This is a genomic window from Streptomyces glaucescens (assembly GCF_002154375.1).
GTDB classification, from domain to species: Bacteria; Actinomycetota; Actinomycetes; order Streptomycetales; family Streptomycetaceae; genus Streptomyces; species Streptomyces glaucescens.
Window position 1 is genome coordinate 1 of sequence record NZ_MUND01000340.1, and the last position, 14513, is coordinate 14513.

General features: G+C 72.4%; 14 protein-coding genes and 1 pseudogene. 3 read left to right on the plus strand and 12 right to left on the minus strand.

The window, feature by feature from the left end; translation table 11 throughout:
- Positions 1 to 500: pseudogene (locus tag CCN42_RS42655) on the plus strand (hypothetical protein); the annotation flags it as partial.
- Positions 501 to 730: 230 nt separating this feature from the next.
- On the opposite strand, the gene CCN42_RS22200 reads toward CCN42_RS42655, so the two are convergent.
- The 6 genes from CCN42_RS22200 to CCN42_RS22225 form a co-directional block, all read right to left on the minus strand.
- The gene (locus tag CCN42_RS22200; RefSeq protein WP_342750468.1) at positions 731 to 3343 is read right to left on the minus strand and encodes a SpoIIE family protein phosphatase; all 2613 of its coding nucleotides are present in this window, start codon (positions 3341 to 3343) and stop codon (positions 731 to 733) included.
- A gap of 268 nt (positions 3344 to 3611) precedes the next feature.
- Positions 3612 to 4040: an ATP-binding protein gene (locus CCN42_RS22205; protein ID WP_086738149.1), complete on the minus strand. Its 429-nt coding sequence runs from the start codon at positions 4038 to 4040 to the stop codon at positions 3612 to 3614.
- Between the two features lie 154 nt (positions 4041 to 4194).
- Positions 4195 to 4617, minus strand: coding sequence for a (deoxy)nucleoside triphosphate pyrophosphohydrolase (locus CCN42_RS22210; protein ID WP_086738151.1), 423 nt, complete (start codon positions 4615 to 4617; stop codon positions 4195 to 4197).
- A 24-nt stretch (positions 4618 to 4641) separates the two neighbouring features.
- Entirely contained in the window at positions 4642 to 4842 is a 201-nt protein-coding gene (locus CCN42_RS22215) for an SPOR domain-containing protein (protein WP_086168433.1), read from the minus strand.
- 466 nt (positions 4843 to 5308) lie between these two features.
- Positions 5309 to 6061 carry a GntR family transcriptional regulator gene (locus tag CCN42_RS22220; protein WP_086738153.1) on the minus strand — a complete coding sequence of 251 codons (753 nt, stop codon included), beginning with the start codon at positions 6059 to 6061 and terminating at the stop codon, positions 5309 to 5311.
- Positions 6062 to 6242: 181 nt separating this feature from the next.
- A complete protein-coding gene (locus CCN42_RS22225) occupies positions 6243 to 7472 on the minus strand; it encodes a DUF4190 domain-containing protein (RefSeq protein WP_086738156.1) in 1230 nt (409 codons plus the stop codon).
- Between the two features lie 81 nt (positions 7473 to 7553).
- Here CCN42_RS22225 and CCN42_RS22230 point away from each other — a divergent pair, with 81 nt between their 5' ends.
- A complete protein-coding gene (locus tag CCN42_RS22230) occupies positions 7554 to 8750 on the plus strand; it encodes a serpin family protein (protein WP_086738158.1) in 1197 nt (398 codons plus the stop codon).
- A gap of 42 nt (positions 8751 to 8792) precedes the next feature.
- On the opposite strand, the gene CCN42_RS22235 is transcribed toward CCN42_RS22230, so the two are convergent.
- Both CCN42_RS22235 and CCN42_RS22240 read right to left on the minus strand, forming a co-directional pair.
- A complete protein-coding gene (locus CCN42_RS22235; RefSeq protein WP_086738160.1) occupies positions 8793 to 10379 on the minus strand; it encodes a S8 family peptidase in 1587 nt (528 codons plus the stop codon).
- 218 nt (positions 10380 to 10597) lie between these two features.
- Positions 10598 to 11428 carry an oxidoreductase gene (locus tag CCN42_RS22240; RefSeq protein WP_086168462.1) on the minus strand — a complete coding sequence of 277 codons (831 nt, stop codon included), beginning with the start codon at positions 11426 to 11428 and terminating at the stop codon, positions 10598 to 10600.
- 376 nt (positions 11429 to 11804) lie between these two features.
- On the opposite strand from CCN42_RS22240, the gene CCN42_RS22245 reads away from it, so the two are divergent.
- Positions 11805 to 12335: a Uma2 family endonuclease gene (locus CCN42_RS22245; RefSeq protein ID WP_245877416.1), complete on the plus strand. Its 531-nt coding sequence runs from the start codon at positions 11805 to 11807 to the stop codon at positions 12333 to 12335.
- 56 nt (positions 12336 to 12391) lie between these two features.
- On the opposite strand, the gene CCN42_RS22250 is transcribed toward CCN42_RS22245, so the two are convergent.
- The 4 genes from CCN42_RS22250 to CCN42_RS42660 form a co-directional block, all read right to left on the minus strand.
- On the minus strand, positions 12392 to 12646 hold the full coding sequence (locus CCN42_RS22250; protein ID WP_086738162.1) for a Txe/YoeB family addiction module toxin: 255 nt from the start codon (positions 12644 to 12646) through the stop codon (positions 12392 to 12394).
- Complete coding sequence (locus CCN42_RS22255) at positions 12643 to 12927, minus strand: type II toxin-antitoxin system Phd/YefM family antitoxin (protein ID WP_086738164.1); 285 nt, start codon at positions 12925 to 12927, stop codon at positions 12643 to 12645. The genes CCN42_RS22250 and CCN42_RS22255 overlap by 4 nt, the downstream gene beginning before the upstream one ends.
- Positions 12928 to 13050: 123 nt before the next feature.
- Positions 13051 to 14139: a redox-regulated ATPase YchF gene (gene ychF / locus CCN42_RS22260; protein WP_086168426.1), complete on the minus strand. Its 1089-nt coding sequence runs from the start codon at positions 14137 to 14139 to the stop codon at positions 13051 to 13053.
- Between the two features lie 161 nt (positions 14140 to 14300).
- Positions 14301 to 14513, minus strand: a 213-nt coding sequence (locus CCN42_RS42660; RefSeq protein WP_211294774.1) for a hypothetical protein, incomplete at its 5' end; no start/stop codon positions are given.

A 14513-nucleotide genomic window follows, 5' to 3' on the forward strand; every position in this document is an offset into this window, starting at 1 on the left:
GTCCAGGTGGGGAACTGCGGGCGCGGATCTCGCACGCCGACGCGGTTCTGTCCGCCGTACGCGAGGAGCTGACCGCCGGGCCGTACGGGCCCCTCGACCTGCTGCACCGGATCGTGCGGGCGACCGCGCCGGTCGCGGACGGGCGGGTGGGGGTGCTGTCGGCCGCCGCCGCGCTGGTCGCCCGGAGTGCCGTCGCCGCGGCGGAGGACTTCGTCGCCGCACACCGGGGCGCGGTCGGTGCCGAGGCCCGGACCAGGCTGGCCGCGGCGCGCGACGCCGAGCGGACGGGCCCCCTGGCCGCGGAGGCGCTGGCCCGGCAGGCCCGGCAGCTCGCCGAACGGGACGTCCGCGCCCATGGCCACCCGGACGCCGCCCCCGGCACCGGAACCGCCGGTGCCCTGCTCGGCGGCATCCTGCTGGGCCCGGACGCCACCGCCGCACCCGCCGCGAGCTTCGGCGGGCCGGGCACACGGGCCCGCCGTGACCCGGCCCCCTCGTGACCGCCGGGAACCGACGGACCGACCCGTCAACGTCCCGCCCCGGCCCGGCCCGGCCGGGGTCACGCCGCGCCGAGTCGGTGCCGGCCCGGCGCCGACACCAGCCGTGCCCTGCTGGACGGCGTCTCCCGGCCCGCCACCGCCCGCCACCGCTTCGGCGGCCCAGTCCCCGGGCAGGCCCTGGCCGGATTCCCGTGCACCGGGCCGGCGCGCGGTGCGGGCTCCGCTGCCCGCTAGAACAGGCTCAGCAGTGCTTCCGCCGGGTCGGCCACGGTGTTCTCCCCGTCCGGCAGGGGCAGTTCGAACCACACCGTCTTGCCCCGGTGGGTGCGGCGGGAGCCCCAGGCGGCGGAGAGCAGGCCGACGAGCTGGAGGCCCCGGCCGCCCTCGTCGGTGTCGCGGGCCCGGCGGCGGCGCGGCTGGACCAGACCGGAGTCCCACACCTCGCAGACCAGGGTGCGGTCCAGCAGGAGGCGGAGTCTGATCTCGCCCTCGCCGTAGCGCAGGGCGTTGGTGACCAGTTCGCTGACCAGGAGTTCCGTCGTGTCGACCAGCGGCTCCAGGTCCCACGAGAGCAGCTGGCCGCGGGCGTACTCGCGGGCCCGGCCCACACTGCGCGGCTCACGCGGCAGCGTCCAGTCGCCGACGGACTCGGCGGGCAGGCCCTGGACGCGGGCCATCAGCAGGGCGATGTCGTCCTCGCCGTGGTGGGTGTCGAGGGTGTTGAGGACGTCGTCGCAGACGTCCTCCAGCGGGCTGGCCGGGTCGGTGAGCGCACCCACGAACGCCTGCAGCCCTTCGTCCAGGGGGTGGTCGCGGGACTCGACCAGGCCGTCCGTGTAGAGGGCGAGCAGCGCACCCTCCGGCAGCTCGACCTCCACCTCCTCGAACGGCTCCCCGCCCACGCCGAGCGGCAGTCCCGGCGGCACGTCCAGCATCAGTGCCGGCTCGCCGGGTTCCACCAGCACCGGCGGCAGATGGCCCGCGTTGGCGAAGGTGCAGCGCCGGGTGACGCTGTCGTACACCGCGTACACGCAGGTCGCGAGGTACACCTCGGACAGGTCGGCCTCGCGGGGGCGACGGGCGGCGCGGGTGGCCTGCTGGATGCCCCCGGGTGTGCCGAGGCCGCGCGCGATCTCGTCCAACTGGGAGAGGACCTCGGCCGGTTCCAGGTCGAGCTGGGCCAGGGTCCGTACGGCCGTGCGGAGTTCGCCCATGGCGACCGCGGCGCGCAGGCCGCGCCCCATCACGTCGCCGACGACCAGCGCGGTGCGGTGGCCGGGCAGTTCGATGACGTCGAACCAGTCGCCGCCGACCTCGCTGGGCCGTCCGGTGGAGGCGTTACCGGGCAGGTAGCGGCAGGCGATGTCGAGTCCCGCGGCGACCGGGTCGCCGGGCGGGAGCAGGGACCGTTGCAGTATCAGCGCGCGTTCGTGCTCCCGCCGGTAGAGCCGGGCGTTGTCGATGCAGACGGCGGCCCGCGCGGCCAGCTCCACGGCGAGATCGCGGTCCCGGTCGCCGAACGGCTCGCTGCCCTTCGCCCGGGAGAACTGGGCGAGTCCCACGACGGTGTCGTGGGCGACCATGGGCACCGCGAGGGTGGACTGCACGAGCCCGCCCTCCTCCGGGGGGACGAGCCGCGGGCGGGCGGTGCGCAGGGCGTCCGCGCAAGGCGAGTTGAAGGGGTAGTGGTGGACCGCGCCGACCTTGACCGGCTGGCCGGTGCCGGCGAAGGGGGCGTCGGAGACGGCGCTGGCGAAGGCGACCCGGCGCAGTTCGGCGCTGCCGTCGGGCAGGCCGGGCGGGGTCTCGTCGCCGACGAGCAGGCCCTGGTAGAGGTCGACGGTCGCCAGGTCGCAGAAGCCGGGGACGACGACGTCGAGGAGTTCCCGGGCGGTGGTCTCCAGGTCGAGGGAGTTCCCTATGCGGGCGCCGGCCTCGTTGAGCAGGGCGAGATTGCGCCGTGCGGCGGCGGCCTCCCGGGCGGCGGCCCGGCGGGCGGTGATGTCGGTTCCCAGCCAGGCGACGCCGATGGGCCGGCCGCTGCCGCTGTGCACCCGGTAGAGGTTGATCGACCAGTGCCGTCGCTCGTCGGAGCCGGGCACGAAGCCCGTGACGTGCATGTCCGTGATGGAGTCACCGGTCTCCAGGACGCGGCGCAGGGTGGCGGAGACCCGGTCGGCCTCGGCGCGCGGCAGATAGTCGTGGACACCCTTGCCGCGGTGGTCGTCGGGTGTGCCGCCGAAGATGGAGGCGAACCGCTGGTTGGCGCGGCGCACCCGCAGATCGGTGTCGATCAGCAGGAACCCGAACGGTGATTGACCGAAAATCGCCTGCGAGGCGGCGAGATCCGTCTCGATGCTGCGCAGCACCCGGACGTCCACGACGATGCAGACCGCGGCCTTCTGGCCGTCCTCGGTCCGGGTCGGCATCACGTAGACCTCGGCGAGCCCGTCCGTGCCGCGCCCGCCGTCCGGGTCCGGGGTGCGGAAGGGGACGACGCCGGTCCACTCCCGCCCGTCCAGGATCTCGGCCATCTTCCGCTGGCCGCGCTCGCGCAGGTCGGGGTCGACGAACGCCTCGATGGGGTCCATGCCGAGGGCCCGGCCGGCCGGGATCCCGAACAGCTGCTCGGCGCGCAGGCTCCACTGGTCCACCAGCCCGTCCGGGCCGATGGAGAAGGAGGCGACCTTTATGTAGTCGTAGATCGAGCCGGGCGGACTGCTCTGCCACAGGGCGTCGGCGGACGGCACCTGTGCGGAACCGCCCGCGGCACCCGCGGACTCCGCCCTCGCGCCGTCCGACGGGTCCTCGGACTCCGTGGCCTTCGCTGGTATCTCGCTCACGCGAACCGTCCCCTCCAGCTCACCGCGTCCGGCACCGGTCACCGGGGGCGGCTGCCCGCAGTATCCAGCACTACGGCGCCGCGCAACACGGTGTTCACGATCACAGCACAGTCCAGGTGCTTTTCGGACCGTACTGCGCGAACACTTCCAGTCTTCTAACCAGCGGACACTCCCCCGAATCACCCTGCCGGGCACGGGCTGCCGGCTCGATCCGCGCGCCTGGACAGCCGTACGACGACGACGGCGCCGTTCGGGCTCCCGTACGGCCTCAGGTCGGCACCACCAGCTCGAACCAGACCGTCTTGCCGGTGCCGCCCGGGCGGCTGCCCCAGCGGCGCGAGGAGGACGCGACCAGTTGCAGTCCGCGACCGCTCTCGTCGTCGGGGCGGGCGGCGCGCTCGCGCGGCAGATCCGGGAGCGGGTCGGAGACCTCCACCAGCAGCACGGCAGGCAGCCCGGCGGGGCGGATCAGGCGCACGCCGATGGGGCCGGTGGCATGCCGCAGGGAGTTGGTGACGAGTTCGCTGACCAGGAGGACCGCGAGGTCACCGAGGCTGTCCAGGCCCCAGCGGTGCAGCTGGCCGCGGACGGCGGCTCGGGCGGTGCGCACGGCTCCCGGGTCCGCGGGAAAGGACCAGCTGGCGCAGTCGCCCTCGGTGTCGAACACGCCGATCACATCCCAGGCAAACAAGCTCACCCATGTCCATTTTCGTGGGGTTAATGGGCCCATACCCGATATCCAGGGAGCAGTACCGCGTGAGAGGGCGCGCTGTGACGCGAACGGCGTACGAAGAGCGGGGGCACTCGGCCGGTGCTCCCCCCTCATTCCGCCCGGTCGGCGTCGCCCCCTCTCATGCGCCCGGCCGGCGCTCTCCCGCGGTGAGGCGGGCGGCGATCTCGCGCACCGCCGGGACGTCCTGGTCCAGCCAGTCCACGTCCCAGATCTCGGCCGGGGTCAGCCAGCGCAGCGCGTCATGGTCCTGGAGGGCCTTGGGGGCGGCGGATCCGGGGCGCAGCCGCGCGGTCCACACGTGCAGGACGTACGGGTTCCTCAGGGGCCACTCCCCCGGCACCCGCTCGACGGTCTCGCTCTCGACGCCCAGCTCCTCGCGCAGCTCGCGCACGAGGGCGGCGTCCGGGGACTCGCCGGGTTCCACCTTGCCGCCGGGCAGCTCCCACCGGCCGGCCAGCTCCGGGGGCGCACTGCGGCGCGCGGCGAGCAGGCGGCCGTCGTCGAGCAGGGCGGCTCCGACCACCACGGTCCGTTGCATCATGCACCGGAGCCTATCCAGGGCCGGTCAGTCGAGGGGGTCCTCCCCGCCCGGGCCGTTCTGGTCGATCCGCTGCACCCAGTAGAGCTGCTTGTGACCGCGGCTGTCGAGGCTGTCCGCGATCTTCTGGGCCTCGGCGCGGGTCGCGTACCGGCCGACGCGGTAGCGATTGCCGTTGTCGTCCTGGCGTATGACGAGCCAGGGAAGAGTGACCGTGCTGTCGTTCATCGCGCCCCTCCGCTGCCCGCCCTAGCCCCGCGCGCCCCGCCCGGTAAGGAAACCGCTATGCGCATATGCCCGAGCCTACGCCTAACCTTCACTCAGCGAATACGGCTTTTCACGAAGAGGTACGCAACAAGCCAGCACTCAGGGGGCGCACGATATCGAACGCGCCGTCGACCCGGACCGCCACATCCGGTCAGCGTCATCTCGGCCACCTCCTGGCGACCTGCGAGAACGACCGGATTTCACCCGGCGTGCGGCACCGGCCCAGGCCCGCCCACCGCGTGGATGCCCCCGGCAACTGCCGCGAGGGCGTGCGCCGCCGGACACGAATGCGCTCCTGCGGCGCGCGGTGCCCCTGGAGCAGGTGCGCGGGAGCGGGACGAGCGGGTGCACGGGCCCCGGGGCGAGCGGGCGCGCGAGCCCGGGAGGAGCCGGCGTACGGGGGCGTCGAAGGCAGGGCGCGGACGGGCTACTTGACCGGCAGGTGGTAGGCCACGCGGTAGCGGTCCGCCGGGATGACCACGTCGGCGGTCTCGACGGGGCGGCCGGAGGCGTAGAAGGTGCGCTGGACGACGAGGACGACATGGCCGGGGACGCCGCCGAGGGCGTGCAGCTCCTCGGCGAGGCCGGGGCGGGCGCCGACCTCCTCGGTGACGTTGTCCACGATCACGTCGATGGCGGCCATGCGTTCGACGACGCCCATGCCGCCGAGCGGTCCCTCCTCGGGCAGCATCACGGGAGTACGGCCGGTGACCGCGAGGGGCTCCCACGAGGTGGAGAGCATCACCGGCTCCCCGGCCTCCCGGTAGAGGTACTTGGTGCGCATCACGCGGTCGCCGGGCTTGAGAGCCAGACGCTCCGCGATGGGCGCGCTCGCCTCGGCCTGCTCGCTGCTGGACTCCCAGGTGCCGCGCGCCGACGTGTCGGCCTGCTCCTGACGGAAGGGGGTGGCGGTGTCGGCGGGGCGGAACCCGGAGCGGGCGATGCGCCGGGGCACGGGCCGCTCCCGCACATAGGTGCCGGATCCGGAGCGGCCCTCGACCAGCCCTTCGGCCATCAGGACCTTGCGCGCCTCCAGCGCCACCGTGTCGGAGACGCCGTACTCCTCGCGGATGCGGGCCTGGGACGGCAGCCGGGTGTGCGGTGGCAGCAGACCGTCGACGATCTTCTTGCGGAGATCACCCGCGACACGCAGGTACGCCGGCTGCTCACCGAATGTCACTGGCCGCTCCCATCAGGTTGTACGGACAGCAACAGCGTGGCAACCGTAGGTTGTCCCCGGCAAGCAAAGGCCAGAGAATCACTCGATGTGATGACATGACCCTGGGAGGGCCTTTACGCAGGCACTTTCTCCCGCTATAGCCGGTCTCACACCTCGTCACACCCGCCGGTGACCGTCCGCGCTACACATCGAGGCCGCTGCCGCCCCCGTCGCCGCCCCCCGCGTCACTGCCGTCCTCGTAGTCGTACTCCGGCGGGCTGGTGTCCAGGCCCAGCGCCTCGCGCACGTCGATCGTCCGCGCGCCGTCGTAGAACGCGTACCCGGCGTCGTAGTGCTCGTAGAAGGTGTCCGCGTCGGTCGCGGAGGCGGCCTTCGCCCAGTGGCCCCGGGCCGTGTCCAGTTCCTTCAGCAGGGCGGCCACGGGCTGCTCGGCGCCGGCGGGCCAGGTGTGGCCGCGCAGCGCCTCGGTCTGGGCGGCGACCCCGTCGCGGACCTCGGCGGCCCACGCGGTGTTGGCGTCGAGGTCGTCCTCGGCGTAGTCCTCGGGCTCGCCCTCCAGCACCGCGTCGAGGTCGCGCACCGACTCCAGGTAGGCCAGCTGATCGGCGTCGAGCGTGGTCGCGTCGTTGCGCAGGGACCCGGTCAGACTGCCCTTGCCGTCGGTGTTGCCGAAGATGCAGGTGATCTCGCGGTCGCCGAGCCGCCAGCTCTGCTCGGTCGGGGTGAGGTAGTAGAGATCGACGTGCTCGGGCACGGCCCAGGCGTCCAGGGCGTAGGCGCTCTGGAGCGTGTAGCACTTGTCCTCGGCCACCGTCGTGAGGCGGGCGTCACCGGGGAAGGAGCCGTCGGGCACGGTGACCGTGGCGAACACCTCGCCGTCGTGCTCCCCGCCGCAGGGGACGATGTCCAGGTCGTACGTCACGCCCTCCAGGGAACCGCCGGGCGCGTCGAAGCACTGTCCCTTCTGCACGGAGAGGGTCTCCTCGGCGGCGCCCTCCTTGAACCCCTCCCAGAAGTCGGCGACCACACCGGTGGGCACGGCCACCGCCCACAGGGCCAGTCCGACCGACGACAGCACGGAACCGGCGATCGCCATGCCCTTGCCGCGTTCGCCCTTCTTCCTGATCTGCCCGAGCGCCACCAGCCCCAGCACCAGCCCGACGGCCGGCACGAAGCACAGCACGCCCAGGACGAGCGCGGCGATGGCGATGCCGTTGACCGGGGGTTCCGCCTGGTAGGGGTACGGGCTCCAGGCGCCGTGGGGCGCGGGTCCGTACGGGCCCTGGTACGGGCCCTGCGGGTAGGGACCCCGCTGGTAAGGACCCTGCTGGTACGGCCCGGGCGGCTGGGGAGCGGGGTACTGGCCAGGGCCCTGGGGCTGGTCCGGCCCGGGGGGCGGCGGTGTGGACACGGGTACCGTGCTCCTGACTCGGGTCTTGAGGAACTGACGTACGACGTGGCGCATGGTAAGCGGGGGGACGGACAACGAGGCATGCGGGTCACGAACACGACGATCCGGGCGGTCAACAGGTTGACGGCGCGCTGGGCGCGGACGGTCCAGGGCGGCACCGTGTTCTCGGCGCCCGGGGTGTGGCCGCTGCTCGCCCTGCTCGCGGACGGTGCCGGGGGCGTGGCCCGGGACGAGCTGGCGGACGCCGTGGGACTGCCCGCCGAGCAGGCGGCACCGGCGGCCAGGGAGCTGCTGGCCGGTCTCGCGGCGCTGCCCGGCCTGGAGGCGGCGCTGGGCCTGTGGACCGCGCGCACGCCGGCGCTGCGCGAGGCGTGGCGGGCGGGGCTGCCCGGCGCGGCGCACGGGGTGCTGACCGGGGACGCCCAGGCCGACCGGGCCGCCCTCGACGCCTGGGCGGCCGAGCGGACCGGCGGCCTGGTCCCGAGCATGCCGGTGGCGCTGTCGGAGCGGACCGAGCTGGTGCTGGCCGGCGCCCTGGCGCTGCGCGCCCGGTGGCTGCGGCCGTTCGAGGAGGGCGCGCTGTGCCCGGAGGACGGGCCGTGGCGCGAGCGGGCCCTGGCCGGACTGTGGCGGCGCAGTGAGGTGCTGGACCGGGTCGGTGTCGCGGACACGGCGCACGGGTTCGTCACCGAGCTGAAGGTGCTGGGCGGCAACGCCCTGGACGTCCATCTGCTGCTCGAAGAGGAGCAGATGACGCCGGGTCAGGTGCTGGCGGCGGGCGTGGACGTGCTCGCCCGGCGCTGCCCCGTCGTGCCCGGGCCTCTCCTGCCGTTCGGGGACGTGGGGCCGGGCCTGTCCGTCGTCCGGGAGCGGTCGGAGCGGCCGCGTCCGCCGGTGCTGGAGGTGACCGCTCCGGCGTACGCCGTCTCCGCGAGCCACGACCTGCTGAAGCGGCACGCCCTGTTCGGCCTCACCACCGCGCGGGACGACACGGCCGGCCATTTCCCCGGCGTCAGCACCCGCCCGCTCGCCGTCGGCTCCGCCGAGCAGGCCGCCGTGGCCCGGTTCGGGGCGCTGGGCTTCGAGGCCGCGGCGGTCACGGCGTTCGGCCCGATCGCCGTCGGCCTGCCGCGGCTGCGCTGGCGGGTCACCACCGTCGAGGCCCGCTACGACCGCCCGTTCGGCTTCCTCGCCGTGCACCGGCACACGCGCCTCGTCCTCGCGGCGGGCTGGGTCACGGACCCGGAGCCCTTCCGCGAGGACGAGGAGGATCACTGAGGGATCACCGGGGGGCTCACCGAGGGGTGGCCCTGCCGGGGATCAGAACTGGAGGGCCCAGGTGTCGATCCGCCCGGTGTCGTAGGACGCGTTGTCGCTCACCCGGAGCTTCCAGGTGCCGTTGGCGGCCTCCGAGGAGGCGTTGACCGAGTACGTGGTGTTGATGTTGTCGGAGCTGCCGCCCGTGCCGTAGCCCTTGAGGGTGTAGGCGGTGCCGTCGGGGGCGATCAGCTGGACCTGGAGGTCGCCGATGTAGGTGTGGACGATGCCGACCTGGACGGCCAGCGTGGCGGGCGCGTTGCCGGAGACGCCGGAGACGGTGATCGGGGACTCGACGGTGGCGTTGTCGTTGATCGCGTAGTCGGCGGTGTTCTCGAACCGCGGTCCGGGCGGGGTCGTGCTGCCGCCGCCGACGTACAGCAGCCGGTTGGGCGAGCCGGTGCCCGGGTTGGTGACCACGTTGGGGGTCGCCGCGGTGGTCAGCGCCGAGGACACCTGGGCGGGCGTGGCCGTCGGGTTGTCGGCCAGGTGGAGCGCCGCCGCTCCGGCGACGTGCGGGGTCGCCATCGACGTGCCGGAGATGGTGTTGGTGGCGGTGTCGCCGGTGTTCCAGGCGGAGGTGATGGAGGAGCCCGGGGCGAACAGGTCGAGGACCGTGCCGTAGTTGGAGTAGCTGGCGCGGGCGTCCGAGGAGGTGGTGGCGCCGACCGTGATCGCCTCGGTGACGCGGGCGGGCGAGCGGGTGGAGGCGTTGGTGCTCTCGTTCCCCGCGGCGACGGCGAAGGTGACGCCGGTGGCGATGGCGTTGCGCACGGCGGTGTCGATCGCGGTGTCGGCGCCGCCGCCGAGGGACATGTTGGCCACGGCCGGCTTGACCGCGTTCCTGGCGACCCAGTCGATACCGGCGACGACCTGGGCGGTCGTGCCGGAGCCGGAGTTGTTCAGCACCCGGACGCCGACGATCTTCGCCTTCTTGGCGACGCCGTACGCGCTGCCCGCGACCGTGCCGGCGACGTGCGTGCCGTGGCCGTGGCCGTCCTGAGCGACGTTGTCGTTGTCGATGGCGTCGTAGCCGTTGAAGGCGCGGCCGCCGAAGTCGCTGTGGGTGATGCGGACGCCGGTGTCGATGACGTACGCCGTCACGCCCTGCCCGGCGGAGTCCGGGTAGGTGTAGGAGTTGTTCAGCGGGAGGGCGCGCTGGTCGATGCGGTCCAGGCCCCAGGAGGGCGGGCTGGGCTGGGTGGCGTCGATGCCGAGGGTGCGGTTCTGCACGACGGAGGCGACGGCCGGGTCGGCGGCGAGCCGCTCGGCCTCGGTCTCGGAGGCCTCGATGGCGTAGCCGTTGAGGGCCTTGGTGTAGGTGCGCTCGATGGTGGCGCCGTACTTCTTGGCCAGGGCGCGGCCCTCGGCGGAGCCGGAGCGGGCCTCGCCGGGCTTCAGAGTCACGATGTAGCTGCCGGCCACGGCGTTCGCCGCGTCCTCGTACTGGATGCGGCCTTCGGCGGCGGCCGGTGCGGCGCCGGCGGGCAGCGCGGAGACCAGGCCCGCGGCGAGCGCCGCGGTGCTCGCGACGGCGATCGCGGCCAGTCTTCGCCGGGTGGTGCGGTGGGGAGTACGCATCACTGCCATCTGAGGGGTCCTCCTCGATCGGTGGTGCGCCGGTGGGGAGCACGCGTATGGCAGGGTCATGTCAACCCTGTCCGGTACGGGTGCGTCAGCCGAAAGATTGAGCCCTCCACAGGAATTGCACAAGGGCCCTGCACCGACGGAACAGTGAGCCGTACGCGCGAGATGACGGCCCGTCACCGCCGCCGGAGGCGGATCACGCTTCCGGCGGCGGCGCCTCGTCAGGCGTCGAAGCCGGTGTGCCGGGTGCGCTTCTCCCACCCGGTCACGTCCCCGCGCACCTGGTCCAGGTGGTCGAGGACGGCCGTGACCGCGTCATCGCCGAGCGGCAGACGCAGCGGCGTCTCCTCCGCCTCCAGGGCGGCCAGGATCAGTGCCGCCGCCTTCGCCGGGTCACCGGCCTGGGTGCCGTCGCCCCCGGCGACATACGCACGGGTCTGCGTGACCTTCGGATAGGCCCCGCTGTCCGGGCTGAAGCCCGCGCGGTTGCCCTCGAACAGCGACGTACGGAAGGCTCCCGGCTCGACGACGAGCACCTTGATGCCGAACTCGGCCACCTCGTCGGCGAGCGCCTCGGACATCCCCTCCAGGGCGAACTTCGTCCCGGAGTACGCCGCGAACCCGGCGAACGACAACTGCCCGCCCACACTGCTCATCTGCACGACCGCACCCGACCGCCGCTCCCGCATGAACGGCAGCACCGCCCGGGTCAGCGCCGCCGGCCCGAAGACATGCAGGTCGAACAGGGCCCGCAGCTCGTCGTCCGTGGTCTCCTCGAAGGCGCCGACGTGCGTACGGCCCGCGTTGTTGACCAGGACGTCGATCCGCCCGTGCCGCTCCACCACATCCCGCACCGCCGCCTCGGCCGCGGCGATGTCGGTGACGTCCAGCCGCAGCGCCTCCATCCGCTCCGGGTGCGCGGCCACCAGCTCCTCGAGGGCCTCCGTACGCCGGGCGGCCCCCACCACCACATCCCCGGCGGCCAGCGCCGCCTCGGTGATCGCCCGCCCGAAGCCGCTGGTCGCACCCGTGATCAGCCAGACCTTGCTCATGATCCCCTCCATACATGGCAGTTGTGTCGCCAACCACCTTGCGGGAAAACGATGTTGCTCGCGCGGCTTTTCCCCATGGTGAGACGCGGACCCGGCGGGCGCGTCACGGCCGGACCGCGGGACGCGCGGGGCGGAGACGCCCCCGGGACTCGCCGGCTCCGCGCCGGGCCGTCTCCGCGGACCAGCAGGGGCGGCATCGGCACGGTCCGGCGGACCGCTGATGAACCCGGCCGGGCCACCCGCCCACACCTCCGTTCCGCCACTCGTGCCCCTTCCCGGCACCGGCGGCAGACCTGGCCCGTACCCCGGTCAGGAAGGGCGGCTGCGCGTTGCCGGTCTCGCGGCTCGGCCGCGGCCGAGTCGCTACGGTTGAGCCATGACCGCACTGCCCGACCGGATGCGTCCGCCGTGCGAGGAGGGCTGGTTCGCGGAGGATCTCGACCGCCTCCCCGAGGCGCCTCGCCACACCGAGCTGATAGACGGAGCTCTCGTCTTCATGCTGTCGCCCCAGCGGTCCTGGCACGGCCTCCTTGTCACCTCCCGCACCACCACACTCATGGCCACCGCGCCCGCCGGTCTGGAGGTCGAACAGGAGATGACGATCCGCCTCGACGAGCGAAACCGGCCGGAGCCGGATCTGCTCGTGACGAGGGCGCCGTACGACCCGGACCGCACGTGGTACGCCCCGGAAGAGGTCCGGCTCGTCATCGAGGTCGTCTCACCGGAGTCCGCCCACCGTGACCGCACGGTGAAGCTGCAGAAGTACGACTTCCGTCCTGACTGGGAGGCCCGGCTCGGCGGTGCGTGCTCATATGTGGACAGGTCGGCTGTCGCCGACTTCGCGAGGCGACTCGCTGCTTCCGCAGCCCTTGTCTCGGGTACTGACCCTCATGCCCAGAAACGGTGAGCACCCCGGCACCTGCTCGCACAGCAGCGACAACCCTGCGGGGGACCGCCCTGGGACTAATAGCGATAGCGCGCTGCAAGGATCACGATCTCCCTGTCAGTGACCAGGTAGACAAGCCGGTGCTCATCATCGATCCGCCTCGACCACACCCCGGGCAAGTGGTATTTGAGTGGCTCGGGCTTGCCGATCCCCGTGAAGGGGTCCCGCTTGACGTCCTCGATGAGCTTGTTGATCCGAGCGAGCGTCTTGCGGTCGTTCTTGAGCCAGGACGTGTAGTCCTCCCAGCCCTGGTCCTCGAAGACGAGCCTCACTCGGCACCCTCAGCGCCGGCGTCCCACGCATCAGGGTCGATCAGCTCGCGTTCCGACACGTTGGCGTGGGCCAATGCATTCTCATACGCCTTGAGCAGCCGACGAGCGTTCGCGGGAGAACGCAGCAGGTACGAGCCCTCGCGCAGCGCCGCGTAGTCCTCGGCCGAGACGAGCACAGCATTGCCGTGCTTGGAGACGATCTCGATGGCCTCGTGATCGTCGTTGACCTTCTTGATCAGAGGAAAGAGAGCCTTGCGGGCTTCGCTCGCGGTTATCGACATCGCATCATCAGAAAAACCAACACCATCCCAGCACCGGAAACGACAAGGGGCCGACTCCCAGAAGAGCCGACCCCTTATGACCTGCATGTTTGCCAGCCGTCAATGCGTTGTCATTTCGTCCGCTCACACGTTGAAGCGGAACTCCACCACGTCCCCGTCCTGCATGACGTAGTCCTTGCCCTCCATGCGGGCCTTGCCCTTCGCGCGGGCCTCGGCGACCGAGCCGGCCTCGACGAGGTCGTCGAAGGAGATGACCTCGGCCTTGATGAAGCCCTTCTGGAAGTCGGTGTGGATGACACCGGCGGCCTCGGGGGCGGTGGCGCCCTTCTTGATGGTCCAGGCGCGGGATTCCTTGGGGCCGGCCGTCAGGTAGGTCTGGAGGCCGAGGGTGTCGAAGCCGACGCGGGCGAGGGTGGCGAGGCCGGGCTCGGTCGCGCCGACCGACTCCAGCAGCTCCATGGCGTCCGCCTCGTCCAGCTCGGCGAGGTCCGCCTCCAGCTTGGCGTTCAGGAAGATGGCCTCCGCCGGGGCGACCAGGGCGCGCTGCTCGTTCTTGAAGTCCTCGTCCGTCAGCTCGTCCTCGTCGACGTTGAAGACGTAGAGGAAGGGCTTGGTGGTGAGCAGGTGCAGGTCGTGCAGCGGCTCGGCGCGCTCGCTGCCCTGGACGATGCCGTGCGCGAAGAGCGTGTCGCCCTTCTCCAGGATCTCCTTGGCCTCCTCGACCGCCTTGACCTTGGGCGCGACGTCCTTCTTGATCCGCGACTCCTTCTGGAGCCGGGGCAGGACCTTCTCGATGGTCTGCAGGTCGGCGAGGATCAGCTCGGTGTTGATCGTCTCGATGTCGTCCTTCGGCGAGACCTTGCCGTCCACGTGGACGACGTTCTCGTCCTTGAAGGCGCGGATGACCTGGCAGATCGCGTCCGACTCACGGATGTTCGCGAGGAACTTGTTGCCCAGGCCCTCGCCCTCGGACGCGCCGCGGACGATGCCCGCGATGTCGACGAAGTCGACGGTCGCCGGGAGGACGCGCTCCGACTTGAAGATCTCGGCCAGCTTCGCCAGACGGGCGTCGGGGACGCCGACCACGCCGACGTTGGGCTCGATGGTGGCGAACGGGTAGTTGGCCGCCAGCACGTCGTTCTTGGTCAGGGCGTTGAACAGGGTCGACTTGCCGACATTCGGCAGACCGACGATTCCGATCGTGAGCGACACGTTGCGACTTCCCGTACGTGAGATGAGGACTGGCGGAGTGGGCCGATCCACCAGTCTACGGGGTGCCCGCCCCGGCCCGGCGATGCCTCGAACGCTTGACCAAGCCGGGGCATTCGGCGTGTCGGACGGGCTATTCGGCACATAAACCGACCTAAGTTGGGTCAGTGGAGCAACCCAGGACACGCCATCCGCAGCCAGGACCGCGCCACGGCGTCCCCGCGCCGCTGCCGCCACAGGCGGCCCGCGGTCGCGTCCGCACGCCCCGGCAGCCCCCGCAGGGCGGCCAGATCCCGCCGGTCCGGCAGGCCCCGCCGGTCCGGCAGCCCCGGCCGGTCCGGCAGCGGCGGGCTGGCCCGGACCGGCGGGGCCTGCCG

What these genes read in the sequence shown, in the direction of transcription:
- CCN42_RS22210 (WP_086738151.1), bottom strand. Translation starts at nt 4,617, where the DNA reads ATGATGCAACGGACCGTGGTGGTCGGAGCCGCCCTGCTCGACGACGGC.
- CCN42_RS22215 (WP_086168433.1), bottom strand. Translation starts at nt 4,842, where the DNA reads ATGAACGACAGCACGGTCACTCTTCCCTGGCTCGTCATACGCCAGGAC.
- CCN42_RS22230 (WP_086738158.1), top strand. Translation starts at nt 7,554, where the DNA reads ATGCGGGTCACGAACACGACGATCCGGGCGGTCAACAGGTTGACGGCG.
- CCN42_RS22235 (WP_086738160.1), bottom strand. Translation starts at nt 10,379, where the DNA reads ATGGCAGTGATGCGTACTCCCCACCGCACCACCCGGCGAAGACTGGCC.
- CCN42_RS22240 (WP_086168462.1), bottom strand. Translation starts at nt 11,428, where the DNA reads ATGAGCAAGGTCTGGCTGATCACGGGTGCGACCAGCGGCTTCGGGCGG.
- CCN42_RS22245 (WP_245877416.1), top strand. Translation starts at nt 11,805, where the DNA reads ATGACCGCACTGCCCGACCGGATGCGTCCGCCGTGCGAGGAGGGCTGG.
- CCN42_RS22255 (WP_086738164.1), bottom strand. Translation starts at nt 12,927, where the DNA reads ATGTCGATAACCGCGAGCGAAGCCCGCAAGGCTCTCTTTCCTCTGATC.